Annotated in this window: 16 protein-coding genes; 7 read left to right on the top strand and 9 right to left on the bottom strand. The window is 61.0% G+C overall.

What is annotated here, in order from left to right:
- Window positions 1–10 precede the first annotated feature (10 nt).
- The 3 genes from NA645_RS11090 to NA645_RS11080 form a co-directional block, all read right to left on the bottom strand.
- Window positions 11–1,009: a Ku protein gene (locus NA645_RS11090; RefSeq protein ID WP_256048845.1), complete on the bottom strand. Its 999-nt coding sequence runs from the start codon at window positions 1,007–1,009 to the stop codon at window positions 11–13.
- A 25-nt stretch (window positions 1,010–1,034) separates the two neighbouring features.
- A complete protein-coding gene (locus NA645_RS11085; protein WP_256048844.1) occupies window positions 1,035–1,892 on the bottom strand; it encodes an SDR family oxidoreductase in 858 nt (285 codons plus the stop codon).
- A 206-nt stretch (window positions 1,893–2,098) separates the two neighbouring features.
- Complete coding sequence (locus tag NA645_RS11080) at window positions 2,099–3,115, bottom strand: zinc-dependent alcohol dehydrogenase family protein (RefSeq protein WP_256048843.1); 1,017 nt, start codon at window positions 3,113–3,115, stop codon at window positions 2,099–2,101.
- Window positions 3,116–3,378: 263 nt separating this feature from the next.
- Between NA645_RS11080 and NA645_RS11075 the strand changes: the two genes are divergently transcribed.
- Window positions 3,379–4,296 (top strand): LysR family transcriptional regulator, encoded by a 918-nt coding sequence (locus tag NA645_RS11075; RefSeq protein WP_256048842.1) that lies wholly within the window; start codon window positions 3,379–3,381, stop codon window positions 4,294–4,296.
- 63 nt (window positions 4,297–4,359) lie between these two features.
- On the opposite strand, the gene NA645_RS11070 is transcribed toward NA645_RS11075, so the two are convergent.
- A complete protein-coding gene (locus NA645_RS11070; protein WP_256048841.1) occupies window positions 4,360–5,991 on the bottom strand; it encodes a methyl-accepting chemotaxis protein in 1,632 nt (543 codons plus the stop codon).
- 291 nt (window positions 5,992–6,282) lie between these two features.
- Here NA645_RS11070 and NA645_RS11065 point away from each other — a divergent pair, with 291 nt between their 5' ends.
- The 4 genes from NA645_RS11065 (at window position 6,283) to NA645_RS11050 (ending at window position 13,407) form a co-directional block, all read left to right on the top strand.
- Window positions 6,283–7,512: an efflux RND transporter periplasmic adaptor subunit gene (locus NA645_RS11065; RefSeq protein ID WP_256048840.1), complete on the top strand. Its 1,230-nt coding sequence runs from the start codon at window positions 6,283–6,285 to the stop codon at window positions 7,510–7,512.
- 113 nt (window positions 7,513–7,625) lie between these two features.
- On the top strand, window positions 7,626–10,796 hold the full coding sequence (locus NA645_RS11060; protein ID WP_256048839.1) for an efflux RND transporter permease subunit: 3,171 nt from the start codon (window positions 7,626–7,628) through the stop codon (window positions 10,794–10,796).
- Window positions 10,793–12,196: an efflux transporter outer membrane subunit gene (locus NA645_RS11055; protein WP_256048838.1), complete on the top strand. Its 1,404-nt coding sequence runs from the start codon at window positions 10,793–10,795 to the stop codon at window positions 12,194–12,196. Before NA645_RS11060 ends, NA645_RS11055 begins: the two co-directional genes overlap by 4 nt.
- A 218-nt stretch (window positions 12,197–12,414) precedes the next feature.
- A complete protein-coding gene (locus tag NA645_RS11050; RefSeq protein WP_336605260.1) occupies window positions 12,415–13,407 on the top strand; it encodes a TRAP transporter substrate-binding protein in 993 nt (330 codons plus the stop codon).
- A gap of 125 nt (window positions 13,408–13,532) precedes the next feature.
- On the opposite strand, the gene NA645_RS11045 is transcribed toward NA645_RS11050, so the two are convergent.
- From NA645_RS11045 to NA645_RS11030, 4 genes are all read right to left on the bottom strand, one after another.
- On the bottom strand, window positions 13,533–15,008 hold the full coding sequence (locus NA645_RS11045; protein WP_256048836.1) for an efflux transporter outer membrane subunit: 1,476 nt from the start codon (window positions 15,006–15,008) through the stop codon (window positions 13,533–13,535).
- Window positions 15,005–18,109, bottom strand: coding sequence for an efflux RND transporter permease subunit (locus NA645_RS11040; protein ID WP_256048835.1), 3,105 nt, complete (start codon window positions 18,107–18,109; stop codon window positions 15,005–15,007). The genes NA645_RS11045 and NA645_RS11040 overlap by 4 nt, the downstream gene beginning before the upstream one ends.
- A gap of 184 nt (window positions 18,110–18,293) precedes the next feature.
- Window positions 18,294–21,374 (bottom strand): MdtB/MuxB family multidrug efflux RND transporter permease subunit, encoded by a 3,081-nt coding sequence (locus tag NA645_RS11035; protein WP_256048834.1) that lies wholly within the window; start codon window positions 21,372–21,374, stop codon window positions 18,294–18,296.
- Complete coding sequence (locus NA645_RS11030) at window positions 21,371–22,615, bottom strand: MdtA/MuxA family multidrug efflux RND transporter periplasmic adaptor subunit (protein ID WP_256048833.1); 1,245 nt, start codon at window positions 22,613–22,615, stop codon at window positions 21,371–21,373. The genes NA645_RS11035 and NA645_RS11030 overlap by 4 nt, the downstream gene beginning before the upstream one ends.
- 272 nt (window positions 22,616–22,887) lie before the next feature.
- Between NA645_RS11030 and murJ the strand changes: the two genes are divergently transcribed.
- Entirely contained in the window at window positions 22,888–24,354 is a 1,467-nt protein-coding gene (murJ, locus tag NA645_RS11025; protein WP_256048832.1) for a murein biosynthesis integral membrane protein MurJ, read from the top strand.
- Between the two features lie 190 nt (window positions 24,355–24,544).
- Here the strand turns inward: murJ and NA645_RS11020 are convergent, their stop codons facing one another.
- Window positions 24,545–25,294 carry a FadR/GntR family transcriptional regulator gene (locus NA645_RS11020; protein WP_131648988.1) on the bottom strand — a complete coding sequence of 250 codons (750 nt, stop codon included), beginning with the start codon at window positions 25,292–25,294 and terminating at the stop codon, window positions 24,545–24,547.
- Between the two features lie 166 nt (window positions 25,295–25,460).
- On the opposite strand from NA645_RS11020, the gene NA645_RS11015 reads away from it, so the two are divergent.
- Complete coding sequence (locus NA645_RS11015) at window positions 25,461–25,706, top strand: hypothetical protein (RefSeq protein ID WP_256048831.1); 246 nt, start codon at window positions 25,461–25,463, stop codon at window positions 25,704–25,706.
- Window positions 25,707–25,726: the final 20 nt, after the last annotated feature.

The raw sequence follows: 25,726 nt of genomic DNA, 5'->3' as shown, positions 1-25,726 counted from the left end.
ACGGCCTGGATCAGCTGGCTTTCTTCCTGGTGGACTTACTGGCTGCACTCTTGCTTGTGGTGGACGATTTGCTGCCAGTGGATTTGCTTGCCGTGGACTTGGCCGGTGCCTTGGCCTTGCTGGCAGCGCTTTTGCTCGCCGTGCGCTTGGGCGGCGGCGCCTGTTCCTCGGCATCGTCTTCGTCGTCCACCTCTTCGGCCTGCGCTGTTTTTTTGCCAGGTTTCCCGGCCAGGCTGCGCTTGAGCAGTTCGGTCAGGTCGATGACATCGGCGCTGCGGCGATCGACCGCTTCCTCCGGCCCACCCACGGCTTCGAGTTTGCCTTGGCGGGCCTTGGTTTCGACCAGGTCCATGATCTGGTCCTGAAACGTGTCCTTGTACTGATCGGGATTCCACTCGTCGCTCATGTCCTCGACCAGTCGCTTGGCCATGTCCAGCTCGCGCGGGTTGAGATCGGCATTGAGTGCTTCGTCCTTCATCTCAAGGTACTCCAGCCCCCGCACTTCCTCAGCCCAACGTAGCGTGTTCATCACCAACGCTTTGCCCAGCGGCATCACTACCGCCAGGTGCTGCTTGTTGCGCAGCACGACGTTGGCGATGCCGACCTTGCCGGTCTGGATCAAGGTTTCGCGAAGTAGCGCATAGACCTTTTCGCCTCGCCGGTCGGGCGTTAGGTAGTACGGCGTATCGATATAGAGGAACGAGATGTCCTTGGCATCGACGAAGGCAACGATATCCACCGTCTGCGTCGCCTTCGGATGCGCGGCCTTGATCTCTTCGTCGCTGATCACAACGTAGTGGCCCTTCTCGTACTCGACGCCCTTGACGATGTTCTCGCTATCGATGTCCTCGCCGGTGGTCTTGTTGATGCGCTTGTAACCGACCCGGTCCATGCTGCGCTTGTCCAGCCAATCGAAATCGATGCCCGTGCGGGTGGTGGCCGGCACCAGCGCGACGGGAATATGAACCAAGCCGAAACTGACGGCGCCCTTCCAGATCGTGCGAGGCATAAGCTTTTCTCCTGTCGACTGGTGCTCAGCCGTTGAGCACCGTACCGCCGTTCACATGCATCACTTGGCCGCTCACATAGGACGAATCGCTGCTGGCGAGATAGACATAGGCCGGTGCGACCTCGTCCGGCTGGCCAGGACGCTTCATCGGCACGTTGGCGCCGAATTTCGCGACCTTGTCCGCATCGAAGGTCGACGGAATCAGCGGCGTCCAGATCGGGCCTGGCGCTACGCCGTTCACGCGGATGCCGCGCTCGGCCAGGTTCATCGACAGCGAGCGGGTAAACGCGGTGATAGCGCCCTTGGTGGCCGAGTAATCGAGCAGCTGCGGGCTGCCCTTGTAGGCCGTTACCGAGGTGGTATTGATGATGGACGCACCCTGCTTGAGGTGCGGCAGCGCCGCCTTGGTCATCTGGAACATGCCGAAGATATTGGTGCGGAAGGTCTTCTCCCACTGCTCTTCGCTGATGTCTTCCAGGCTTTCCTGCGGATGCTGTTCGGCGGCGTTGTTGACCAGGATGTCGAGCTTGCCGAACTTGGCCAGTGTCTCGTCGATGGCTTTCCGGCAGACCTCGCGGTCGGCTACGTCACCGGCAAAGGTCAGGCATTGACGGCCATGGCTTTCGACCACTTTGCGGGTTTCGTCCGCGTCCTGATGTTGGTCGAGATAGAGAATCGCCACATCGGCGCCTTCCCTAGCGAACAATACGGCTACGGAACGACCGATGCCGCTGTCACCGCCCGTGATAATCGCCACCTTGCCCTGCAGCTTGCCGGCGGCCTTGTAGTCTTCGCCCTTGAACTCCGGACGCGGGTTCATCAAGCCTTCCTTGCCGGGCTCCGGTTGTTCCTGAGGTGGCAAGGTCTGGTTTTCTTCGCCCATGTGTTTTTTCCTCCGTCGAGTGAATTACCTGTCTTCGGAGGACTTGAAGGGAGAGTGGAAAGTTTCTATGAAGCGATGAGAGGCCCCTGAATCAGGCCACTGAAATCCCTAACCGGCGCCGCCCGCTTCACCTGTAGGGCCGAATTTATTCGGCTATCAACTGCACTGTGCATCCACTGACCGAACAAGTTCGGCCCTACAGGAAATCAATCGACGAGCAGCGCGACTCGACCGCGCGGGATGCCGCTTTCGACATACTCGTGCGCCGCTACCACCTCATCGAAGCCGAACACCTTATCGATCTGCGGCGTGATCAGCCGGTCGGCGGTGAGCTGGTTGATGTGCAGCAGCGCGCGCTGGACCGCGTCACGGTTCTGCTCGATGCCCAACTCCGGCTGGCCGGTGAAATCGCACAGGCAGTGAAGGAAGAATTTGAAATTTTTCTTGAACGCCGCACACGCTGGGAAGGCCGTCTCGTTGCCGCCGTTGAGCCCGTAAAGGATCAGCTTTCCGCGTGGCGCGATGACATCGCCCAGAAGCTTCATCTGAGGACCGCCACACGCGTCGAGCACCACCTCGACGCCCGCGTCAGCGGTGATTTTCTGCAGGCGGCCAACCAAGTCTTCCTCTTCGGTGACGATCACCGTTTCGGCGCCCAGTGTCTGGAGAAAGTCGCGATCTTCTGCGGTCTCGCAGGTGGCTATCACCCGGGCGCCTAATGCCTTGGCCAACTGCACGGCGATCGGTCCGGTGCAACGACTCGCTTGGGTCACCAAAACATGCTGTCCGGGCTCGAGTTGCGCCAGTTCGACCAACGCGAAGTAGGCGACCAACGCCGGCATGTAATGCACGCTGGCTTCGACCGGGCTGAGCATGTCCGGATAGTGAACAAGAGAGAACTGAGGCAACAGTACCTGCTCGCCGTACAACGGATACTGGTTGAGGTCATGAGCTAGGAAGCTCGCGACCCGATCGCCAATGACGAAACCATCCACCTCGTCGCCCACCGCCAGCACTTCACCAGCGACTTCGCAGCCGAGTCCGGCTGGCAGCTGTGCATGGCGTGGCGCAAGGTCTTGCCGCCAGAGCACATCGCTCCAGCTGATGCCGATCGCGTTCACGCCGATCAGCACTTCACCAGGACCTGGCCGTGGCACGTCCTGCTGTTCATAACGCAGCACTTCGGCAGGGCCGAACTGATGGAAACGGATCATGCGGGACATTGAAAGACCCCTCGATTACTACTGTATTAGCGACTCTATCTGCACTGTCGGCACAACTCCAGCCACGATGCCCGCATTCCGTTCGATAGTCGCCATGCGCGCCAATGATGTTCGGCTGTACGTAAAGCCGCATCCCGCCCTGCAGGTTTGTGTTATTGCAAAGCGGAAATGGACATGCCGGCGTCACTCCGATCTGTCTAGAATGCAGACGCACCCTCGGAAGCCCGCAGCATCTTGCGTGGCCACACGCGTGAATGAATGGCATGAATCGCAACGACCTCCGCCGCCTGGATCTGAATCTGCTGATCGTCTTCGAAACGCTGATGCACGAGCGCAGCGTGACGCGGGCGGCTGAAAAGCTGTTTCTCGGACAGCCAGCGATCAGCGCCGCTTTGGCTCGTCTACGTACGCTGTTCGACGATCCGCTGTTCGTACGTACGGGCCGCAGCATGGAGCCCACTGCTCGCGCACAGGAAATCGCCGGCCTGCTCTCGCCTGCGTTGGATTCGATCTCCACCGCGGTCAGCCGCGCCTCGACTTTCAATCCGGCGACCAGCGAACTGGTGTTCCGTATCGGTTTGACCGACGAGGTGGAGTTCGCCTTGCTGCCTCAATTGCTCAGACGCATACGCGCTGAGGCTCCGGGTGTGGTGCTGGTCGTGCGACGCGCCAACTACCTTTTGATGCCGGGCCTGCTGGCGTCCGGGGAAATCTCGGTGGGCGTCTGCTACACCGTCGAGCTGCCGGCCAATGCCAAGCGCAAGGTGTTGAGACGGCCGAAGCCCATGTTGCTGCGCGCCGACAGCATCCCAGGCCGCATGAGCCTGGACGATTACTGCTCGCGCCCGCATGCGATGGTGTCCTTCGCTGGCGACCTGAACGGCTACATCGACGAAGAACTGGCGCTGCACGGCTGCAAGCGCAAGGTGGTGCTGGCCGTGCCGCAGTTCAATGGGCTAGCGAGTCTGCTGGCCGGCACCGATCTGGTCGCGACCGTGCCGGATTACGCCGCTGCGGCCCTGGCCGCCAACGGTGGCGTTCGCGCCGAGCCGCTACCCTTCCAGACCAGCCAGGACTTTGAACTGTCCATGGCCTGGCGCGGCGCGCAGGACAACGACCCCGCAGAGCGCTGGCTGCGCTCGCGCATCCAGATGTTCGTCGGCGATCCGGATAGCTTATGAGCGAGCTGCGGGCTCGCTCACTTTTTGGTGAAGCCCAATCCGAGGCCTCGGTCAGCATTTGGGCTAGACGCTAAAGAACCTCACCCTTTCCGACAATTTCCCGGCCAGGGCAGTCAATGCCTTGCTGGCTACCGCGACCTGCTCGGAGCCGGTGGAGGTCTGCTGCGTTGCGGCGTTGATGTGAGTGATGTTGCGGTTGAGGTTTTCGGCAACATTGGATTGCTCGTTCGCTGCATTGGCGATCTGAACGTTCATGTCGCTGATTGCGCCAACCTCCAGATTGATCCGAGCCAGAGACTGCTCCGCTTGAGCGGTCTGCTCCACCGCCTGCCCGGCGAGCCGGCGGCTTTGGTCCATCACCTCTGCCGCTTTGCCGACTCCGTCGTGCAATTGGCCAATCATGGCGCGGATTTCCTGGGTCGAATCCTTGGTTCGGTTAGCCAGGGACCGCACCTCGTCAGCCACCACCGCGAATCCCCGCCCCTGTTCGCCAGCCCTTGCCGCTTCGATGGCCGCGTTCAGTGCGAGCAGGTTGGTTTGCTCGGCAATCGCCGTGATGACGCCGATGATGTTTTCGATGTTCTGGCTGTCTCGGGAAACCTCTTGGACGCGTTCGACAGCATCATCCAGGGTTAGCGCCAAATGCTGAATCGCCTGCGCCGTTTCGGTGACGACGCGATTGCCGATCGTTACTTCACCGTTGGCGTTGTGGGTAGCTTCCGCGGCTTTGGCTGCATAGCCCGCCACCTCACTCATGGTGGCCGACATCTGTGAAATAGCGGTCGCCATTAGCTCGGCCTCATGAATCTGCATGCGGATTTGCTGGCTGTTCTCGCCGGAAATCCCCTGCAGTTTTCCAGATGAGCTCGTGAGCTCGTCTGCCACCTGGCGCACCTGGCCGATAGTTTCAGCCAAGTGCACCGCCATGGTCCGGATCGCGCCCATAACGCTATCGGGATAGTCCGTGCGCACATCGAGGGAAAGCTGACCTTTCGCCAGCTGATCGATGGTATGCGCGACCTGATCAGGCTCGGCGCCCAACGTGGACTTGAGCCAGCGGATGATGATCCAGGTGACCGCGATACTGCACAGGATCGCCAGGGTGAGCAGGACGAAGATCATGTTCAGGAAACTTCCAGCCGCCGAGCTGACGCTGGTCAGGTCCTGCTTCAGGATTCTTTCCTGATAATCGATGAACGCATTGATGCGCTTGAGCCATTCGGTGTAAGCCGGTGCGACATCGCGCAGCAGCAGCGTCTTCGCCTCGTCGCTCCGGCCTTGCTGGCGCTGCGCAAGCAACGCATCGGTTTGCGGCAGCGCGGCGCGTTCGATTTCCCTAATGGCGTCCAGCAGGCGCAGCTCGTCCGGGTCTGCTACTCCAGCGGCAAAAAGCGCGTCCATGGCCATGGCAGCGTCTTTGTAAAAGGCTTTCAGCCGCTCGATTTCATTGAGATGCGTACGCAGCTCATTGTCGCTTTCAACCAAGACTGCATCGCGTATGGCAATGGCACGATCATGGACGCTGCCGCGGAAGTCTATCGCGTAGCGCTGCTTGGCTGGCGCGCCCACACTCTGGGTCAGGGTCTGCTTGATGTAGCCGACACGTTGAACCCCCACGAGGCCGATAACAATAATCATCGCCAGAATCAGGCCAAACCCGAGGCTCAGTCGTTGGGCGGTTGTCAGATGTGTCATGAAACGTGTCCTTTGGAAGCGTGCGTAGATTCGCGTGCGATGCGGTCACCGGTCCGTTGGACCGGCATGGCCCGCAGCGTACGTATCGACCCTTACTGCCGTTTCTGAAGGCACTGCGTCGCCTGCTTGTCCTTAGGTGATGAAAGGCTCCGGCCCGCTGCCGAGACAAGCCTTCCGCCTTACCCGAATCATCATCGGAAGTGATATCTACATTCGCCTCGTTCGATTTCTGCATCGAGAACCCGCCCCGCACACTTCGCCCAACATAAAAACCGAGTTGCGGAGTCAAGCATGGAACGTTCACTCAACGCCCTGCGTTACCCACTGGTTGCAGTTGTCGCTGCGCTTGTCGGTGCATGCGGGCAGGCGCCTGAAGCCACCGAGGCGGTGATGCCCGCGCCGGCGGTCAGCGTCGCGGAAGTCATCGAGCAACAGGTCACCGAATGGGACGAGCTCACCGGGCGTCTGGAAGCGCCGGAGTCGGTTGAAATCCGACCACGGGTTTCCGGCTTCATCGACAAGGTCGCCTTCGAGGAAGGCGCGCTGGTTAAGAAAGGCGATCTGCTGTTCCAGATCGATCCGCGCCCGTTCGAGGCTCAGGTAAAACGCCTGCAAGCCGAGTTGCAACAGGCGCGCGCCACGCAACAACGCACCGCCAGCGAAGCCCAGCGCGGCGAGCGGCTACGGGCCAATAACGCGATCTCCGCTGAATTGGCCGATGCCCGCGTCAGCGCTGCCAGCGAAGCGAAATCCGCAGTCGCGGCGATCCAGGCACAACTGGACGCAGCCAAGCTGGACCTCAGCTTTACCCGCGTCACTGCACCCATCGACGGCCGCGCGGGCCGCGCCATGATCACCGCCGGCAATCTGGTCAACGCTGGCGAGGCGCTGCTCACCACGCTGGTTTCCACCAACGAGGTCTACGCCTACTTCGAGGCGGATGAGCGTACCTACCTGAAGTACCGCGAGCTGGCCCGCAACGGCACACGTGGCGAAGCGACTCCGGTGTATCTCGGCCTTTCCAGTGAGGACGGTCACCCGCACCTCGGCCGCATGGACTTCATCGACAACCAGGTCGATCCGCGTACCGGCACCATCCGCGGGCGCGCCGTGTTCGACAACCGTGACGGGCGCTTCACGCCTGGCCTTTATGCACGGATGAAGCTGGTCGGGAGCGCCACCTACGACGCAGTGCTGATCAAGGACGTCGCAGTGGGGACCGATTTGGGCAAGAAGTTCGTGCTGGTGCTTGGCGAGGACGGCAAGGTGAATTACCGCGCCATCGAACTGGGGCCGAAGCTCGAAGGGCTGCGCATCGTCCGCAGCGGCCTCAACGAAGGCGAGACTATCGTCGTCAATGGCCTGCAACGCGTCCGCCCAGGCAATGCGGTTGAGCCGCAAACCGTGCCGATGGCAGACGCCGACACCCTCGCCGCACTCAAGGAACAGCACCGCGCCATCACTGCGGCGTTCAAAACCGAAGTGGTCGACCGCAGCGTGGCGCGACGTCCCAGCAGTTGAACAGATAGCAGCTGAGCTAACGCCCAGCCAGTCGACCGTGCGCTTCGGTGCACATCTAGAACAATCGATTCCGTCAGGGTGTGTCATGCGCACCCTCTCCCCCGGAGTGCGTCATGAATTTCTCTCAATTCTTCATTCAGCGGCCGATCTTCGCGGCGGTGCTGTCACTGGTGATCCTCATCGGTGGCGCCATCTCACTGTTTCAGCTGCCGATCAGCGAGTATCCGGAAGTCGTTCCGCCTACCGTGGTGGTGCGCGCCGAATTCCCCGGCGCCAACCCCAAGGTGATCGGCGAAACCGTCGCCTCGCCGCTGGAGCAGGCCATCACTGGCGTCGAGAGCATGCTCTACATGTCGTCTCAGGCCACCGCCGACGGCAAGCTCACCCTGACCATCACTTTCGCCCTCGGCACGGATCTGGACAACGCCCAGGTGCAGGTGCAGAACCGCGTCACCCGCACCATGCCGACCCTGCCCACCGAAGTGCAGCGCCTCGGTGTAACGGTGGACAAAGCCTCGCCGGATCTGACCATGGTGGTGCACCTGACTTCGCCGGATGAGCGCTACGACATGCTCTATCTGTCCAATTACGCAGCGCTCAACGTCAAGGACGAGCTAGCACGGCTGGACGGCATCGGCGACGTGCAGCTGTTTGGTATGGGTAATTACTCGTTGCGTGTCTGGCTCGACCCAAACAAGGTCGCCTCGCGCAACCTCACCGCTTCCGATGTGGTCAACGCGATCCGCGAGCAGAACCGTCAGGTCGCAGCCGGCTCACTTGGCGCGCCGCCGGCGCCGGGTGCGACTGATTTTCAGCTTTCGATCAACACGCAGGGTCGGTTGGTCACTGAGGAAGAATTCGAGAACATCATCGTTCGCGCCGGCGAAGACGGCTCGATTACCCGTCTCCGGGACATTGCGCGTATCGAACTGGGGTCCAGTCAGTACGCCCTGCGGTCGCTACTGAACAACCAGCCCGCCGTCGCCATCCCGGTATTCCAGCGTCCCGGCTCCAATGCCATCGAAATTTCCGACTCGGTGCGGGCACGCATGGCCGAGTTGAAGCAGGACTTCCCTGAGGGTGTGGACTACGAAATCGTCTACGACCCGACCATTTTCGTCCGCGGTTCCATCGAGGCGGTAGTGCACACGCTGCTTGAAGCCATCGTGCTGGTGGTACTGGTGGTGATCCTGTTCCTGCAGACCTGGCGCGCCTCGATCATTCCGTTGGCTGCAGTACCGGTTTCGCTGATCGGTACCTTCGCCGTGATGCACATGCTCGGCTTCTCGCTCAATGCGCTGTCGCTGTTCGGCCTGGTCCTGGCGATCGGCATTGTGGTGGACGACGCGATCGTCGTGGTGGAAAACGTCGAACGTAACATTGGCCTCGGCAAGTCGCCGGTAGAAGCCACTAAGCAGGCCATGAAGGAAGTGACCGGGCCGATTATCGCTACCGCCCTGGTGCTGTGCGCGGTATTCATCCCGACTGCGTTCATTTCCGGTCTCACTGGACAGTTCTACCAGCAGTTCGCGCTGACCATCGCCATCTCGACAGTTATTTCGGCGTTCAACTCGCTGACCCTGTCGCCAGCACTCGCCGCTGCACTGCTGCGCAGCCACGACGCACCTAAGGACGGCTTCTCACGCCTGCTGGACAAGCTCTTCGGCGGTTGGTTGTTCGCGCCGTTCAACCGGGTGTTCGAGCGCGCCAGCCACGGATATGTCGGCGCGGTGAAGCGCATCCTGCGCGGTAGCGGCATTGCCCTGGTGGTCTATGTCGGGCTGGTGGGCCTGGGCTATATGGGCTTTGCCAGCACGCCGACCGGTTTCGTGCCGCCGCAGGATAAGCAGTACCTGGTGGCCTTCGCGCAGTTGCCGGATGCCGCCACGCTGGATCGCACCGAGGACGTAATCAAGCGCATGTCGCAGATCGCCAGCGAACATCCGGGCGTGGAAAACACCGTCGCCTTTCCGGGTCTGTCGATCAACGGCTTCACCAACAGTCCCAACAGCGGCATCGTCTTCACCCCGCTCAAGCCGTTCGATGAACGCAAAGACCCGGCGCTTTCGGCCAACGCCATCGCGGCAGATCTGAATGGTCAGTTCGCGCAGATTCAGGATGCTTTCATCGCTATCTTCCCGCCACCACCGGTACAAGGCCTAGGCACCATAGGCGGCTTCCGCATCCAGGTGCAGGATCGGGGCAACCTTGGTTATGAGGAGCTCTACAAACAGGTCCAGAACGTCCTTGCCAAGAGCGCTGACTATCCAGAGCTAGCCGGACTGTTCACTAGCTACCAGGTCAACGTGCCGCAAATCGATGCTGATATCGATCGTGAAAAAGCCAAGACTCATGGCGTGGCGATCGATCAGATCTTCGACACCATGCAGGTCTACCTCGGCTCGCTGTATGCCAACGACTTCAACCGCTTCGGCCGCACTTATCAGGTCAACGTCCAAGCCGAACAGAAGTTTCGTCTGACGCCCGAGCAGATCGGCCAACTGAAGGTACGCAATGACCGTGGCGAGATGGTCCCGCTGTCGACCTTCGTCAAGGTCAGCGACAGCGCAGGTCCCGATCGCGTGATGCATTACAACGGCTTTCTCACGGCGGAAATCAACGGTGCGGCGGCTCCGGGCTACAGCTCGGGTCAAGCCGAAGACGCCATGGAGCGGCTGCTTCAGGCCGAGCTGCCGAACGGTATGAGCTACGAATGGACCGAGCTGACCTATCAGCAAATCCTGGCCGGCAACACCGCAATGTTCGTCTTCCCGCTCTGCGTGCTGCTGGCGTTCCTGGTGCTGGCGGCGCAGTACGAGAGCTGGAGCCTGCCGCTGGCGGTGATCCTGATCGTGCCGATGACGCTGCTCTCGGCCATCACCGGAGTGATTCTCTCGGGTGGCGACAATAACGTGTTCACTCAGATCGGCCTGATTGTGCTGGTGGGGCTGGCGTGCAAGAACGCGATCCTTATCGTTGAGTTCGCCAAGGACAAGCAGGAAGAAGGCATGGATCGGTTGGCTGCGGTGCTCGAAGCCTGCCGCCTGCGGTTACGCCCGATCCTGATGACTAGTTTCGCCTTCATCATGGGCGTGGTACCGCTTGTGCTTTCAACCGGAGCCGGTGCCGAGATGCGCCACGCCATGGGCGTCGCGGTGTTCAGCGGGATGCTCGGCGTGACCTTCTTCGGGCTGCTGTTAACGCCGGTGTTCTATCTGGTGATTCGCGCATTCGTCGAGAAGCGCGCGGAGAGAAAGGCTGTGTTGAAGGAGATCCATGCATGAAGGCTGTAATCACCACCCCGCTCCTGCTAGCCGCAATATTGACACTCAGCGCCTGTGCGGTGGGGCCCGATTACCGTACGCCGGAAACGGCTCCGGCAGAGATCGATCGCTCCGCCGCGGAAGGCTTCGACCGCTCACAGTTCGAATCTGCCTGGTGGCGCCAGTTCGAGGACCCGACGCTGGATACGCTGGTCAGTCAGGCGCTTTCGGAAAACCGTGAGTTGCGCATTGCCTTCGCCAGGCTACGGGCGGCACGCTCGATTCGTGACGACGATGCCAATGATCATTTCCCAACGGTAACCGCTGGCGCTACCGCCGAATACGGCAAAGCCCAGCAGCCCGGCTTCAGCGAAGAACGCAGCAATATCGAGCGCTACGATCTGGGCCTGGACATGGCTTGGGAACTGGATCTATTCGGGCGCATTCAGCGGCGTATCGAAGCCAGCGAAGCACAGACTGAAGCCGCCGAAGCCGAGCTCTATCAGTTGCAAGTCAGCCTGATCGCCGAGCTGGTGGACGCCTATGGTCAACTGCGTGGCGCCCAGTTGCGTGAACGCATTGCTCGGGAAAACCTGAACTATCAGCGCGACTCGCATCAATTGACCGAGCAGCTGCGAGACGCCGGCATGGGAAGCGAACTCGATGTCCTGCGCGCCGATGCTCGTTTGGCCGCCACCGAGGCAAGCTTGCCGCAATTTCAGGCGGCCCAGAGCCGTGCGCGCAATCGCATCGCCACCCTGCTCGGCCAGCGCGCCGATCAGCTCAGCGTCGACCTGTCGCCACGTGAACTTCCGGCGATTGCCAAAGCGTTGCCGATTGGCGACCCCGGCGAACTGCTACGCCGTCGTCCGGACATCCGTGCGGCGGAGCGCCAACTGGCCGCAGCCACCGCCAATGTTGGCGTCGCGACGGCGGACCTGTTTCCGCGGGTGAGCCTGTCGGGTTTCCTCGGCTTCATTGCCGGGCGTGGATCGCAGATTGGTTCCAGCGCTGCGCAGGCCTGGGGAGTTGCACCAAGCATCAGCTGGGCAGCGTTCGACATGGGCAGCGTCCGCGCCAGATTGCACGGTGCCGAAGCCGATGCCGAGGGTGCGCTGGCAAGCTACGAGCAGCAAGTATTGCTCGCGTTGGAAGAGTCAGAGAATGCTTTCAGCGATTACGCCCGCGCCCAGGAAAGGCTTCTGTCACTGTTACGTCAATCCAGCGCCAGTCGCGCGGCAGCGCAACAGGCAGAGATCCGCTATCGCGAAGGAACAGTGGACTTCCTTGTGCTATTGGATGCCGAGCGTGAGCGGCTCGCCGCCGAGGACGCCCAGGCACAGGCCGAAGTCGAGCTTTACCGGGGTGTCGTCGCGCTCTACAAAGCCTTGGGCGGCGGTTGGCAGCTATCCAACAGCTGACACGCGGATAGCTCTGCGCCGCTGCTTGCAAGGCAAAGCAGCGGCGCATGACGGGGCAAATTGTGATGCATTCCCGCTCCCGCTCTTTCAATTATGAATTTTGCGAGAAAGCGCTTTAGGTGGTTCGGCTTATTTGGCATAACGTCGCGTTGAAGCTCAATCGCATTCGGCTCCCGGATGTAATGCCAACCAACCAAAAATAAAGAGCCCTTCAAATGATCAAGCCGATCATCACCCTCGCCGGACTGATGCTGGCACTGACCGCGACAGTGGTCGAAGCAGAGCCAATCGTTATCAAGTTCGCCCATGTCGTTGCCGAAGAAACCCCCAAGGGCAAGGGCGCCCTGTTATTCAAACGATTGGTCGAAGAGCGCTTGCCGGGTCAGGTAACTGTCGAGGTCTACCCCAACTCCACGCTGTATGGCGATGCCGACGAACTGGAAGCCCTGAGCAAAAACGAAGTCCAACTGCTCGCGCCCTCGCTGGCCAAGTTCGAGCAGTACACCAAGCAGGTGCAGGTCTTCGATCTGCCGTTCCTGTTCGACGATCTGGACGCCGTCAATCGCTTCCAAAAGCGCGCCAAGGGGCGTCAGCTGCTGCGCTCCATGGAAAAAGAAAACATCACCGGCCTGGCCTACTGGCACAACGGCATGAAGCAACTGTCGGCCACCAAGGCGCTGCGCTTGCCGAGCGATGCGACCGGCCTGGCCTTCCGCATCCAGTCATCAGCGGTGCTGGAATCACAGTTCGCCCAAGTGGGTGCGCCTACCAAGAAAATTGCCTTCGCCGATGTCTTCTCGGCGTTGCAGAACGGCACCGTGCAGGGCGCGGAGAACCCCTGGTCGAACATCTACAGCAAGAACATGCATACCGTGCAGCCGTATATCACCGAGAGCAACCACGGGGTGCTCGACTATATGCTGGTGAGCAATACGCGCTTCTGGTTCGGCATCCCGCACAAAATTCGCACCGAACTCGAAGGCATCATCGATGAGGTGACGTATGAGGTGAACCGCGCCGCCGAAGAAGCCAACCAGGCCCATCGCGAACGCATCCGCCAAGCCGGTACGTCGCAAATCATCGAGCTCACCGCTGCCGAACGCGAAGCCTGGCGTGAAGCCATGCGACCTGTATGGAAGGAGTTCGAGCCGGTGATCGGCGCCGACATCATCAAGGCGGCACAAACGGTGAATCGCAAGCAGCGTGACTGATCTGGTTCACCCAGGCGCTCGCCTGATCTGACGAAACCCCGCGTTTTGCGGGGTTTTGTTTTTTAATCGAACGCTCTGCATCGCACGCCCGTCACCCATCACCAGCAATCACAGGCGCCAAATACTCAGCGCTCCGGCCCTTCGAACACCGGCTCCTGCTCCAGTTGAGACTCATCCCAACCACCGCCAAGCGCCGCGATCAGCTGCACGCTGGCCGTCAGCCGATCACCCAGCAACGCGAGGTTGGTCCGCTCGTTGTTCAATGCAGTGGTCTGCACCGTCGCAACGCTGAGGAAGTCCACAGTCCCAGCGCGATACTGGTTTTCGATCAGACGCAGCGATTCCTGCGCCGCTTCCAACGCCTCACGTTGCACAGCCGCTTCCTCGGCAAGCACGCGCAGTTGCACGAGGTTGTCCTCGACTTCACGGAAGCTGTCGAGCACCGTCTGGCGATAACTGGCCACAGTCTGGTCATAGCTGGCTTCAGCCGCTTCGAGGTCGGCACGGCGACCGCCGAAATCGAGTAGCGTCAGCGCCAGCTGAGGGCCCAGCGACCAGAAGCGGTTGGGCACGCTGATCAGGTCGCTGAAACTGCTGTTGCGATAGCCGCCGCTAGCGCTCAAGGTCAGGTCCGGATACCAGGCCGCTTCGGCCACGCCGATCTGCGCATTGGCGGCCATGACCTGGCGCTCGGCCGAGGCGATGTCCGGCCGGCGCTCCAACAATTGCGACGGCAAGGCCAGTGGTACTTCGGGCAATTGTGGAATGTCGCGTCGTTCGGCAATGGTCAGCTCCGAGGGCGGCACGCCAACGAGCACCGCGATGGCGTGCTCCATCTGCGCGCGTTGCCAGCGCAGGTCGATCGCTTGGGCCTGGGTGCTTTTCAGCTGGGTCAGGGCCTGGCTGACGTCGGACTTGGGCACGATGCCAGCCTCGTACTGGTTTTCTGTCAGGCGCAACGAGCGGGCAAAAGCCTCCACCGTCTGGTCCAGCAACCGCTGCTGCTCGTCCATCACGCGCAATTGCAGATAGGTCTGGACCAGTTCGGACTGCAGGCTCAGACGGACCGCCGTCAAGTCCGCTGCGCTCGCTTGCATGTTGGCGCGGTTGGCCTCCAGATTGCGGCGCAGGCGCCCCCAGATATCGAGTTCCCATGACGCGTCGAGGCCGACATCGTAGCTCTCGCTTACACCGCCACCGTTACCGACGTACTGCGACGAATTATTGCCAGAGCTACCCTGCCCTCCACGGGACACGCCGCCACTGGCCCCCACGACGGGAAACAGCTGCGAACGCGCACCCCGTACCAAGGCACGCGCTTGGCGATACTGCGCTTCGGCTACCGCCAGATTCTGGTTGGAAACGTTCAGCCGACCAACCAGCGCATTCAGCTCGGCATCGCCGTAGAGCGCCCACCAGTCGCCACGCTGCAAGACGTCCGCCGGGGCGGCGGTCTTCCATCCTTCGGCCTGCTTGAACTCCGTGGCAACGGGCAGTTCCGGCCGTTGGTAGTCGGGACCCAAGGTGCAAGCACCGAGCGAAAACGCCATGACCATCAGGGCCAGCGGGCGCAAGGGAGATTTCAAATACGACGAATTCATAGCGGATTTTCCAGGGCGGCATCGGTGCGCACACCACGCCAGCGGTTGAAGCGATGACGCGCGCGATCCAGGTACAGATAGACGACCGGCGTGGTGTAAAGCGTGAGGATCTGGCTGAGGATCAACCCGCCGACGATGGTCAGGCCCAGCGGTTGGCGCATCTCGGCCCCTTCGGCACCGCCCATGAGCAACGGCAAGGCGCCGAGGATCGCGGCCATGGTGGTCATCAGAATTGGGCGGAAGCGCAACAGGCAGGAACGGCGAATCGACTCTTGCGGAGACAAGTGGTCGTTGCGCTCGAATTGCAGCGCCAGATCGATCATCAGGATCGCGTTCTTCTTGACCACGCCAATCAGCAGGAACAGACCGAGCAGGGAAATCAGGCTGAACTGTTCGCGCATCAGGATGATGGCCAACAGCGCACCGACGCCCGCGGACGGCAGCGTGGAGAGGATCGTCAACGGATGGATATAGCTTTCGTAGAGAATGCCGAGCACGATGTAAACCAGCAACAGAGCGCCCAAGATCATCAGCGGCTGCCCCTCCTGCGTAGCCTTGAAGACATCACCGGTGCCACCTAGACGCCCCTGCACCTCGCTGGGCATGCCGATGGCGGCAACCGCACGCTCAATCGCCCGTGTCGCCTGATCGAGACTCACACCGGGCGCCAGATCGAAGTCGATGTTTTCCGCGGCGAACTGCCCCTCGTGGCTGACGCGGTCTTCTTCGAGGCTGCGCTCATAGCTTGCGAAAGCAGCCAGGGGCACCCGCCGACCATCGCTGGTGATTACCTGGACCTGTTCCAGTACCTCGGGGTGCTGGGCGTAGGCCGGGTCGATTTCCATCACCACCTGATACTGATTGAGAGACTCGTAGATGGTGGAAATCTGCCGCTGGCTGAACGCGTTGTTGAGCAGCGTAGTGACCGTGCTCATATCGACACCGAGCCGCTTGGCCGCATCTCGATCCACCTTCAGGCTGATCTGCTGCGCGCCCTCGCCTTCGTTGGCATCGATGCTGGTCAGCTCCGGTAACTCCATCAGCGCACGCGTTACCTGCGGAACCCAGGCGCGCAGGTCGGCCAGATCGCTGGCGAGCAGACTGTAGGAATATGCCGAACTGCTCTGCCGTCCCCCGCCGAACTGCAGATCCTGATCGGCCATGAGGAACATGCGCCCACCCGGGACTTTCGGCTGATTGGCGCGAATCCGCTCGATGACTTTCTGCGCGGAAATCTTGCGTTCAGCCAGCGGCTTGAGGCGGACGATCATGAAGGCGTTATTGATGCCGCCCTGCCCGCCAATGAAACCGGCCACGCTTTCCACCGCTGGATCGGCCAGCACGGCTTGGCGGTAGGTTTCCATCTTAGGCTGCATGACTTGGAACGACAGCCCATCGTCCCCGCGAATGAAGCCGGTCAGCTGGCCGGTGTCCTGCTGCGGAAGGAAGGTTTTGGGTACTTCGATATACAGAAAAACGTTGAGCCCGATGGTCGCCAGCAGCGTGAACAGCGTGATCCGGTGATGGCGCAGCGCCCAACCCAGGGATCGATCGTAATGACGCAGCAGCCATTGATGAGCGTTGTGGCTCCAGCGGTGCAGGCGGCCTTCCTGCGAGGCTTGGTGGGGCTTCAACCAACGGGCGCAGAGCATCGGTGTCAGCGTCAGCGACACCAACAGCGAGACCAGAATTGCGGCCGCGAGGGTAATGGAAAACTCGCGAAACAGCCGCTCCACGATGCCGCCCATGAACAGGATCGAGACGAACACCACCACCAGCGACAGGTTCATCGACAGCAGCGTGAAGCCAACCTCTCGCGTCCCGATATACGCGGCGCGCATGGGCGGAACGCCGTCATCGATATGCCGTGCGATGTTCTCCAGCACCACGATGGCATCGTCCACCACCAGCCCGGCGGCCAGAATCAACGCCATCAACGACAGTACATTGAGCGAGAAACCGAACAGATACATCACCGCGAAGGTGCCAACCAGCGACACCGGCACCGCCAACGCCGGAATCAACGCCGTGCGCAACCGCCCGAGAAAGAGGAACACCAGCACGATGACCAGTCCCACTGCGATCAGCAATGTGCGCTCGGCCTCGTGCAGCGTCGCGCGGATGACTGGCGAGCGATCCATCGCCACGGCCATCTTGACGCTACCAGGCACGATCGCCTGCAGCGCGGGCAGTTCGTTGCGAATGCCTTCGATGGTTTCGATGATGTTGGCGCCAGCCTGACGGTTGATGATCAGCAGCACGGCACGTTCATTGTTGAAGAAGCCGTCGTTGTAGCGATCCTCGACCGCGTCGCTGACCTTGGCCACGTCGCTCAGACGCAGTGCGGCACCGTCCTCGTAGCGGATGATCAGCGGCAGGTAATCCGCCGCCTCGTGCAGCTGGTCGCTGGCTTGCACCTGCCAGTGACGATGATTGTCTTCGACCATGCCCTTGGGCCGACGCACGTTGGCCGAGGCGATGGTCTGACGAACCTCGTCGAGGGACACACCGTATTGCTCGAGCTGTTGCGGTTGCAGTTCGACGCGCACCGCCGGAAGCGAACTGCCACCAACCTGCACCTCACCCACGCCGGGCACCTGCGATAACTTCTGCGCGAGCACTGTAGAACCGATGTCGTACAGCTGGCCTTTGTCGAGCACATCGGAGGTCAGCGACAGCACCATGATCGGCGCCTGCGATGGGTTGACCTTGCGGTACGTAGGCATGCTGCGCATACCGCTAGGCAGCAGATTGCGCGCAGCGTTGATCGCCGCCTGAACCTCACGCGCAGCACCGTTGATGTCGCGGTCTAGGTCGAACTCGATGATGATCCGCGTCGAGCCCTGACTGCTGCGGCTGCTCATCTGGTTGACACCGGCGATGCTGCCGAGCGACCGCTCCAGCGGCGTCGCCACGCTGGACGCCATGATTTCCGGACTGGCCCCAGGCAGACTGGCCTGCACCGTGATTACCGGAAAATCCATGTTCGGCAGCGGCGACACCGGCAGCAAGCCAAAACTGACCCCGCCCAACAGCAGGATCGCCAGGCTCAGCAACATGGTCGCCACCGGACGGGCGATGAAAGGTGCGGACAAGTTCATCGCGCAAAAGCCGCTGGAGATTGAAGGCTGGAGACTGGACGAGCCGGCAGCACCAAGCGCTTTTGCCCCCCAGCCATATCATCGACAACCTTGTAACCGACCGTAGGATGGGTGCAACCCATCGAGCCAAGGTGATGGGTTGCACCCATCCTACGGGCTGGCCTCGGGCGTCTTTTCGAACCGGTCATACGCCCACCTCTTGTCCTGCCACGTTCTTACGGGCAAAACGACTGCCCAACCGATCGAAGAACAAATAGATCACCGGCGTGGTGAACAGCGTCAGCAACTGGCTCAACAGCAAACCACCAACCAGGACCAGGCCCAGCGGCTGACGCAGCTCGGCACCGGAACCAGAGGCGAGCATCAGCGGCACCGCGCCGAACAGTGCCGCCAGCGTGGTCATCAGGATCGGCCGGAAACGCAGCAGCGCGGCCCGGTAGATAGCATCGTGCGGGCTCATGCCTTGATGGCGCTCGGCCTCCAGGGCGAAGTCGATCATCATGATCGCGTTCTTCTTGACGATGCCGATCAGCAGGATGATGCCGATGATCGCGATCAATCCCAGATCATTGCCGGTCAGCAACAACGCGAGCAGCGCCCCGACCGCTGCCGACGGTAGCGTCGAAAGAATAGTGATCGGATGGATGTAGCTCTCGTAGAGCACGCCGAGCACGATATACATGGTCACCACCGCCGCCAGAATCAGCAGCAGCGTGCTCGACAGCGAAGCCTGGAATGCCTCGGCGGCGCCCTGGAAACGGCTCTGGATGCCAGCGGGCAGGCCGATCTCGGCCTCGACACCTTCGATGACCTCCACCGCTTTGCCCAACGAGACGCCATCGGCCAGGTTGAAGGATAAGGTCACTGCCGGGAACTGGCCGATGTGGTTGATCAGCAGCGGCGCATTGCGCTGTTCCAGCGTCGCCAGGCTCGACAACCGCACCGGCGTACCGCCTTCGCTCTGCACAAAAATCTCTTCCAGTGCCTGTGCGCCAAGACGGCTGCCCGACTCGGCCTCCAGCACTACACGGTACTGGCTGGCCTGGGTGAAGATCGTCGAAATCTGCCGTTGACCGAAGGCGTCGTACAGCGCGTCGGTGATGGCCGAAACTTCGATTCCGAGGCGCGCCGCGGCATCGCGATCGATGTCCAGATAAATCTGCAGGCCGTTGCTCTGCAGGTCGCTGGCGATATCGGTCAGTTCAGGGCGCTCGCGCAGTGCCTCCACCAAGCGAGGCGTCCATTCCTGTAGCAGCTCTCCGTCCGGTGATTCGAGGCTGAACTGGAATTGCGTGCGGCTGACCCGATCTTCGATCGACAGATCCTGCACCGGCTGCATGTACAACGCTATACCTGGCAGCTTCGCCAGTTCCGGTCGTAGCCGATCGATGACCTGGCTAGCCGTGACGTCCCGCTCACCGTGGGGTTTGAGATTGATCAGCAAGCGGCCGCTATTGAGGGTGACGTTGTCGCCGTCCACGCCGATATAAGACGACAGGCTCTCTACCGCCGGGTCGTCCAGGATCACTCCCGCAAGCGATTGCTGACGCTCGCTCATGGCGCGGAAGGAAATCGACTGAGGCGCTTCGCTGATGCCCTGGATCACGCCGGTATCCTGCACCGGAAAGAAACCTTTCGGCACGGCCAGGTAAAGCACCACGGTCAATCCCAAGGTCAACACGGCAACCAGCAGGGTCAGTGTCTGGTGCCTCAGCACCCAGGTCAGCCAGCGCGCGTAGCCGCCGATGAGCCGCTCAACCCAATCCGGCTTGGCTTCATCCACGGTGGCCGGCTTGAGCAGCTTGGCGCACATCATCGGCGTCAACGTCAGCGACACTACCAGCGAGATGAGGATGGCGACCGCCAGGGTGATCGCGAACTCGCGGAACAGACGCCCTACCACGTCCTGCATGAACAGCAGCGGAATCAGCACGGCGATCAGCGACAACGTCAGCGAGATCAGGGTGAAGCCGATCTGCTTGGCCCCTTTGAGCGCGGCCTGAAGGGGCGTCTCGCCCTCCTCCACATGGCGGGCGATGTTTTCGAGCATGACGATGGCATCGTCCACGACGAAGCCGGTCGCGATGGTCAGCGCCATCAGCGTCAGGTTATTCAGCGAAAAGCCGGCGAGATGCATAACTGCAAAGGTGCCCACCAGCGACAACGGTACGGCAATCGAGGGAATGATCGTCGCCGACAGCCGCTTGAGGAATACGAAGGTGACCATCACCACGAGGACCGTGGCCATCAACAGCTCATGCTGCACGTCGGTGATGGCGGCACGGATGGTCTGGGTACGATCGGTGAGCACCACCACGTCGAGACCGGCCGGCATGCTGGCGGTGACTTCAGGTAGCAACGCCTGGATACGTTCGACCACATCGATCACGTTCGCGCCGGGTTGGCGCTGGATGTTCAGCAACACGGCCTGGGTTTCGTTGGCCCAGGCGGCGAGGCGTTCGTTCTCGGCACCATCGATGATGTCGGCGACATGCTTCAAGCGCAGCGTCGCGCCGTCTTCGTATGCCAGGATGAGTTCGGCGTATTCCTCCGGCGTTTTCAGCTGATCGTTGGCGTCGAGCATTGACACCCGGGTTGGGCCGTCAAAATTACCTTTGGGCTGGTTGACGTTGGAGCTGGTGACCAGCGAACGGACGTCGGCGAGCGACAATCCGTATGACGCAAGCGCTTCGGGGTTGACCCGAATGCGTACCGCAGGGCGCTGACCGCCGGCGATACTGACCATACCCACGCCGCTGATCTGCGCGAGCTTCTGTGCCATGCGCGTATCGACCAGATCATGCAGTTCCGGTAGCGCCAGGCTTTCCGACGTCACCGCCAAGGTCATCACCGGCGTGTCCGCCGGATTGACTTTGTTGTATACGGGTGGCGCCGGCAGGTCGTTGGGCAACAGGTTGCTTGCGGCATTGATAGCCGCCTGAACTTCCTGCTCGGCCACGTCCAGCTCGACTTCGAGGGAGAAACGCAGCGTGATCACCGATGCCCCGCCCGAGCTGGTCGAGGACATCTGGGTCAACCCCGGCATCTGACCGAACTGACGCTCCAGCGGCGCGGTTACGGCGCTGGTCATTACCTCAGGACTGGCACCGGGATACAGCGTCATGACCCGGATGGTCGGATAGTCCACCTGAGGCAGCGCCGATACGGGCAGCATGCGATAGGCGATCAGGCCGGCCAGCAAGATCGCAATCATCGTCAGCGTGGTCGCCACCGGCCGCAGGATGAACAACCGCGAGATGTTCATCGCGCCGGGCGCTCCTTGGCGTTCTGAGGGTCGACCTTGGGATTTTCGGCCGCTTCTTCAGCGAGCGTCTGGCGATCCACCACTTCCACTTCGCTACCGTCACGCAGCCGGTCGGTGCCCTCCATGACGATGCGCTCACCCACGCTCAAGCCCTTGGTAATGACGGTGTGCTCGCCATTACTCGGCCCTACTTCAAGGACACGCAGCTCGACCTTCGAATCGTCGCCGACCACATAGGCGAAGTTTCCGCGCGAGCCGAACTGAAGCGCCGCGGAGGGGATCAAGACGGCATCCTCCAACGTTTCCACACGCAAGCGGATATTGACGAACTGGTTGGGTATCAGCAGCTCGGCTTCGTTGTCGAAGCGGGCTTTCATCTTCAGGGTGCCGGTGGTCGTGTCAATCAGGTTGTCGACGCTTTCCAATACCCCTTCGCCGAAGAGGACTCGCGCACTGCGGTCCCAAGCCTGAACCGACAACTCGTCACCGCGGCGGAAACGGCTTATGACAGGCGGCAACTCGCCCTCTGGCAGCGTGAAGCTGATGGCCATTGGCTGGGTCTGGGTGATGACGACCAGCGGCGTAGTGTCGTTAGCCGCGACGAGGTTGCCCTGATCCAGCTGCCGCAGGCCCACGCGGCCATCGATCGGCGCGCGGATCTGGGTGAATTGCAGGTTCAGCTTGGCCTCGTTGACCGCTGCTTGGTTGGCCGCAAGCGTCCCCTGGTACTGGTTGACCAGCGCCTGCTGGGTGTCGAGCGTCTGCTTGGCGATGCTGTCATCGGCAAACAATCCCTGATAACGCTTGAGATCGACTTGCGCGTTCTGCAGCAATGCGCGGTTCTGCTGCAAGGTGCCTTCCGCCTGCTGCAACACCACCTCGTAGGGGCGCGGATCGATGACCGCTAGCAGATCGCCAGCCTTGACGCGCTGGCCCTCCTCGAAGCGCACCTCGACGAGCTCTCCGGCCACACGGCTGCGTACGTTCACGGTGTTCAACGGCGTGACGGTGCCGAGCGCCTGGGAGTAGACCTCGAACCGTCCCTGCTCGACCGAAGCGACCCGCACCGGCGTTGGCCCACCGAACGCTCCGAATGCCGGACGACCACCGGCTCGCTGTTGGGGTTGTTCCGCTGCGCTAGGCCATAGCCACCAGAGCAGGAGCGCAATCGCGATGACCACGACGCCAATGATCAGCCAGCGCTGCAACGCGCCGGCGCGAGAAGTGTTTGCCTCGGACATGAACTGGGTTCGCCTGGAAATGAGGATGAACCATAAGCAGTCGAGCTCCGCTGGGAAAGCGGATTTACGGCATTTTTACGTAACCGAGCTTGTCGATGCCAAACACGGCTTTTTAGCGTGCGTTCCAGGCTCAGGAACCATGTTTGAGCCATCCAGTCTATGTACCGTTCGCTCGGCAGCTGGTGAACCTGACTTCTGTCGATTCATCGCATCTGGTGCGATATGCCGCTATTCATCAGGCCGTCCGATAATGGCCTGCACAGGATCAAGGAATGAACGCATCACTGGTTATTCTGGCGTTGACTGTCGCCAGCTTTCTTCTCGGTTTTCTACGCGACCTGTTCATTGCCAAGGCCTTCGGCCTGAGCTGGGAAGCCGACCTGATCTTCGTTGCGCTGATCCTGCCGATGTTCTTCGAGAATTTCTTTGGCCTCGCCCTTCGCGACGCCATGATTCCGTATCTGCAAAAGTTGCGCAGCCAATCCCAAGCCTTGTTCGAGACCGTCAGCCGCTGGCTTTATTGGCGTGTCATGGGCATGGGTGCGGCGTTCAGTGCCGTTGCCATCGCCGGCAGTTACTGGATCCTCAATCTTCTGGCGCCCGGTTGGACGGACGCTCAGGTCGCCACCGGCCAAATCGTGTTCTGTGTAGGCGCGGCGCTGATCGCCGTTCAGGCCGTCCTGTATTGCCAGGGCGCATTGCTCAACATGGATGAGATCTTCATTCTGCCGATGACTCGCACGGTGTTGCTCAACGCCGGTGCGATCATCGGAATTCTGCTGTTCCAGCCCACCGGGATGGTGATCTTCATCGGCATGCTGCTGCCGCAACTTGCGCTGATCTGGCTGCAGCACAGGCGGATCGCCTATTTGCGTGGAAGTGAAAACGTTGAAACGGACGGTCACCGAGGCAGCTTCGGCCTCGCCTTCGCACCAGTCCTGCTAGCCGCAGGGGCACAACAAGGCTGCATTCTTGCGGAACGGATGTTCGCGTCCTATCTCGACGAAGGCAGCATCACCATGCTGTCTTTTGCATTCCGCATCGTCACCATCCCGCTTACGCTCTACGCGTTGTCAGTCCTATCCGTGCTGTTCCCCCGCTTCGTCTCGAGCTGGAATGACGGTGATTACATTGGTCACGCCGCAGTGATACGCAAAGGGTTGTTGGCCACTCTGCTCTTCTTGGTCCCGGCGACCGTGGTGCTCTGCTCATTTCCGCAGCCCGTGGTGTCGGTGCTACTGGAGCGGGGCCAATTCGGCGCTGCGCAAACAGATGCCACTGCATCGCTGGTGGTTCTCTATTCACTTGGCCTGCCGGCGATGGGACTGGCGCTGTTATGGGGCCGCACCCTGCTCGCTCAGCATCAGTCACGGCTGTTTCTGGTGATCACGCTTGTCAGCTCTGCGCTCACCATCAGCCTCGATGCGCTGCTCTACGGCCCATACGGTGCTGAAGGTTTGGCGTTCGCTTTTTCCAGCGGGGCGGCACTGCAGGCGCTGTTCATGGGGCTATATGTTTATCGTGCATCGCCGACGGGTCTGGCTCCGAGCGTACTCCTGCGTTGGATCACCACAGGCGCTACCGTTGCGGCTCTACTGCACTGGCTACCCACGCCGCACGGATTGCTCCAGTTGTGCCTGTACATCGCGTTGATGCTGTGTGCCTTCGCGGCGGGCGTGGTGTTGCTCGGTGAACGGGACCTGTTCAGGCCCAGCTACTGGTCGATGAAGAAGGCCTGACGATATCGGCTTCGCTCCAGCAGGGGTAGCCAGTCAGGAATGAGCTTCAGCGGGAAGATCAGAGCGTTGCTCATGAGCAACACCCTGCTTTGGTGAGTGGCGAAGCCAGGAATTGATTTGGAGCCCGCCCGCTCGAACGAAGCCCTATAGGAACCGTTTCGGAACGACCCAGAGGCGGCGGCGAAACCCCTCAGTTAGGCTCGGTCTCAGCTTCCTCGTGCGCCTGGCGCAAACGCTCGCGACTGTTCGTCAGGTGCAGACGCATCGCTGCGCGGGCGGATTCTGCATCCTGGCGCGCGATGGCGTCGTAGATCTGCTCATGCTCGCGGCCGAGGCGCTGTTGATAGTGCGGCTGGTCATCGTGAGCCAGACGTGCCGAGTTGAGCCGACTGCGTGGAATGATCGCCGTACCCAGGTGATTCATGATGTCGGTGAAATAACGATTACCGGTCGCCTCGGCAATCTGCAGATGGAATTGAAAGTCCGACACGGCGGCTTCGCTGGAAAGCGCTGCACTTTGCTGCAGCGAATCGAGAAACGCCCGCATTGCGGCCAACTGCTCCGGTGTTCGGCGTGTCGCCGCCAACCCTGCTGACTCGACCTCCAGGCTGATGCGCAGCTCCAAGATCGAAAGCACGTCACGCAGCGTGCCGATGGTCGCCGGATCGATGCGAAGCCCAGTCGTGCTCGGCGTATCGAGCACGAAAGTACCTATTCCATGGCGAGTTTCCACCAACCCGGACGCCTGCAATCGTGAAATCGCTTCCCGCACCACCGTCCTGCTCACCCCCTGCGCCTGCATGATTGCAGATTCGGTAGGCAGCTTGTCTCCACGCTTGATAACGCCATCGCGTATCTGCTGAGACAATTCGGTCACCAACTCCTGTGCAAGGCTGCGATGCTTTCGGCGAACGCGTGGCTGGATGCTCTGGTTTTCCATGGACACATCGATCTCTTTGAAGCGAAGTAAGCCGTATCATAGCCCAGTAGTTGTACGATAACTATGCGGCGCCCCTAATTCTCTGTCCCCAACCTTATATCTGAAAACCGCACTGCCCCCAGGCGGCTCCTATACTGACGGAGCCCCCTCTAAGGAGATCGACACCATGCGCCGCATCATTCTGTCCATCGCAGCTGCCGTCGTCAGCATGCCCCTTTGGGCGATGCATTGCCCAATGGACATGGCAAAGATCGACGAGCACCTGAAAACAAAACCGCCAAGCGACCCCGCTACTCTGACCCGCGTCAAAGAGCTGCGCGCCGAAGGAGAGGCGCTGCATAAGGCTGGTGAGCATGAGCAATCGCTCGAGGTACTGGGAGAAGCCCAGGATTTGCTCGGCATAGCAGAATAGCCCTCCGTCTTCACCACCGA

The organism is Stutzerimonas stutzeri (assembly GCF_024448955.1).
Classification (GTDB): Bacteria; Pseudomonadota; Gammaproteobacteria; order Pseudomonadales; family Pseudomonadaceae; genus Stutzerimonas; species Stutzerimonas stutzeri_AQ.
The sequence above is the reverse complement of the archived record's forward strand: the minus strand, read 5'-3'. Positions and strand labels throughout refer to the sequence as shown.

Bases quoted from the DNA above. Each gene is read 5' to 3' on its own strand.
- NA645_RS11040 (WP_256048835.1), bottom strand. From the start codon at position 18,109: ATGAACTTGTCCGCACCTTTCATCGCCCGTCCGGTGGCGACCATGTTG.
- NA645_RS11075 (WP_256048842.1), top strand. From the start codon at position 3,379: ATGAATCGCAACGACCTCCGCCGCCTGGATCTGAATCTGCTGATCGTC.
- NA645_RS11085 (WP_256048844.1), bottom strand. From the start codon at position 1,892: ATGGGCGAAGAAAACCAGACCTTGCCACCTCAGGAACAACCGGAGCCC.
- NA645_RS11060 (WP_256048839.1), top strand. From the start codon at position 7,626: ATGAATTTCTCTCAATTCTTCATTCAGCGGCCGATCTTCGCGGCGGTG.
- NA645_RS11045 (WP_256048836.1), bottom strand. From the start codon at position 15,008: ATGAATTCGTCGTATTTGAAATCTCCCTTGCGCCCGCTGGCCCTGATG.
- NA645_RS11090 (WP_256048845.1), bottom strand. From the start codon at position 1,009: ATGCCTCGCACGATCTGGAAGGGCGCCGTCAGTTTCGGCTTGGTTCAT.
- NA645_RS11020 (WP_131648988.1), bottom strand. From the start codon at position 25,294: ATGGAAAACCAGAGCATCCAGCCACGCGTTCGCCGAAAGCATCGCAGC.
- NA645_RS11070 (WP_256048841.1), bottom strand. From the start codon at position 5,991: ATGACACATCTGACAACCGCCCAACGACTGAGCCTCGGGTTTGGCCTG.
- NA645_RS11035 (WP_256048834.1), bottom strand. From the start codon at position 21,374: ATGAACATCTCGCGGTTGTTCATCCTGCGGCCGGTGGCGACCACGCTG.
- NA645_RS11015 (WP_256048831.1), top strand. From the start codon at position 25,461: ATGCGCCGCATCATTCTGTCCATCGCAGCTGCCGTCGTCAGCATGCCC.
- murJ (WP_256048832.1), top strand. From the start codon at position 22,888: ATGAACGCATCACTGGTTATTCTGGCGTTGACTGTCGCCAGCTTTCTT.
- NA645_RS11030 (WP_256048833.1), bottom strand. From the start codon at position 22,615: ATGTCCGAGGCAAACACTTCTCGCGCCGGCGCGTTGCAGCGCTGGCTG.
- NA645_RS11080 (WP_256048843.1), bottom strand. From the start codon at position 3,115: ATGTCCCGCATGATCCGTTTCCATCAGTTCGGCCCTGCCGAAGTGCTG.
- NA645_RS11065 (WP_256048840.1), top strand. From the start codon at position 6,283: ATGGAACGTTCACTCAACGCCCTGCGTTACCCACTGGTTGCAGTTGTC.
- NA645_RS11055 (WP_256048838.1), top strand. From the start codon at position 10,793: ATGAAGGCTGTAATCACCACCCCGCTCCTGCTAGCCGCAATATTGACA.